The 1,622-nt window shown below is 70.0% G+C and carries 1 protein-coding gene; it reads left to right on the top strand.

Annotation, left to right across the window (positions count from 1 at the left end; all coding sequences use genetic code 11):
• Positions 1-256: 256 nt before the first annotated feature.
• The gene (locus ACFXJ8_RS44025) at positions 257-1,462 is read left to right on the top strand and encodes an IS110 family transposase (protein ID WP_379651539.1); all 1,206 of its coding nucleotides are present in this window, start codon (positions 257-259) and stop codon (positions 1,460-1,462) included.
• The last annotated feature ends 160 nt before the right edge of the window (positions 1,463-1,622 follow it).

Genomic DNA, 1,622 nt, shown 5'->3' on the forward strand with positions numbered 1-1,622 from the left:
GTTGGGGCGATCGCTCATTAAGAGATCCTGGGTAGGCAGCCCTCGTAAGGGTTGTCACCTCTCGGCCCGGCGGGTGCATGGCCTGCGATCGGATCGCCGCTTGACGGCTCGCGTGCAGTGGCGCCGGCCCCGCCGGGACGGGGGCGTCGAGATCGGCATCAGGAAATAGCCCCGGATCGAGGGCCGCAGTAATGAGCTTCCGGCAGACGTCCTCACCGAACCCCTGGAGGTGACCTGCAGCGGAAGGAGTCACACCGTGCACACCGTCGGATGGGACTGGGGCAGTCAACGCCACGCGGTCACAGTTCTGGATGAGAGCGGCGCCACCAGCCAGCGATGGAACCTCAGCCACACCGAGGACGGCATCACCACCACCCTGCGCCGGCTGGCCGCCTACGGCGATCCCGCCCAGGTGCCCGTCGCGATCGAGACCAGCAAGGGACTGGTGGTCGACCGGCTGTTGGCTGCCGGGCACCCGGTCGTGGCCATCCACCCCGGCGCCTTCACCGCGATGCGTCCCCGCTGGGGCGCCTCCCGGGCCAAGAGCGACGCCTTCGACAGCTTCATGCTGGCCGACCTGCTCCGCACCGACGCGCCTCATCTGCGGTTCCTCACCCCCACCAAGCCGGCGACGCTGGAGATCCAGGCCCTGTCCCGTCAGCGCAGCGACCTCGTCGCCGCCCGCGTCAGCGCCGTCAACCAGTTGCGGGCGCTGCTGGAGGCGCACTGGCCCGGCGCGGCCCGTCTGTTCTCTCACCTGGACTCCGACATCTCGCTGTCGTTCCTGGAACGCTTCCCCAGCCCGCAGTCGGCCGCCAAGCTCAACCCCTCCACCATGAGCGCGTTCCTGCGCCGGTGCCGCTACAGCGGCGGCAAGTCCGGCGCCGAACTCGTCGAACGCCTGCGCCAGGCACCCCAGCCGGCCAGCAGGATCGGCCGCCACACCGTGACCATCCTGATCACCACACAGGTCGAGCAGGTCCGCGCCCTGATCCGCGGCATCGCCGACCTCGAAGCCGCCCTCAGCAAGACGCTGGACGAGCACCCCTACGCCGCCCTGTTCCGCGCCCTGCCCCGGGTCGGCATGGTCAACCTCGCCCAGATCATCGGCGAGATCGGCCCGATGCTGGAACGCGGCCTGACCGCTGACCAGCTCGCCGCCGAGGTCGGCATGGCCCCGGTCACCCGCGCCAGCGGCAAAGTCCACACCGTCGGCTTCCGGCACAGCGCCAACCGGGCTGCCCGCAAGGCCATGACCCACTTCGCCGACAACAGCCGGCACGCCAACCCCTGGGCCGAGCAGGCCTACCAGCGGGCCCGTGACCGCGGCAAACGCCATCCCAACGCGGTGCGCATCCTGGGCCGAGGCTGGCTACGCGTCATCCACGCCTGCTGGCGCAACGGCACCCCCTACGACCCCGCCGTCCACCACGCCAGAGCCCGCACCCCATCGGCTTCGTAGTCCTGCCGCGGCGCTTCCAGTCCTCGCTTCGCTGCGGTCCGGGTCACCTTGCCACCGGACACCCCGTCTCCTCACCGCATCTAAGACGCTTCATGCTGCGGCCATGACCAGCAATAGCGCCCCTATTTCGCAGCAGGGGTTGACTCAGGGAACTGCCGCG

Origin of the sequence: Nonomuraea sp. NPDC059194, assembly GCF_042754765.1 — a bacterium.
Taxonomy (GTDB): domain Bacteria; phylum Actinomycetota; class Actinomycetes; order Streptosporangiales; family Streptosporangiaceae; genus Nonomuraea.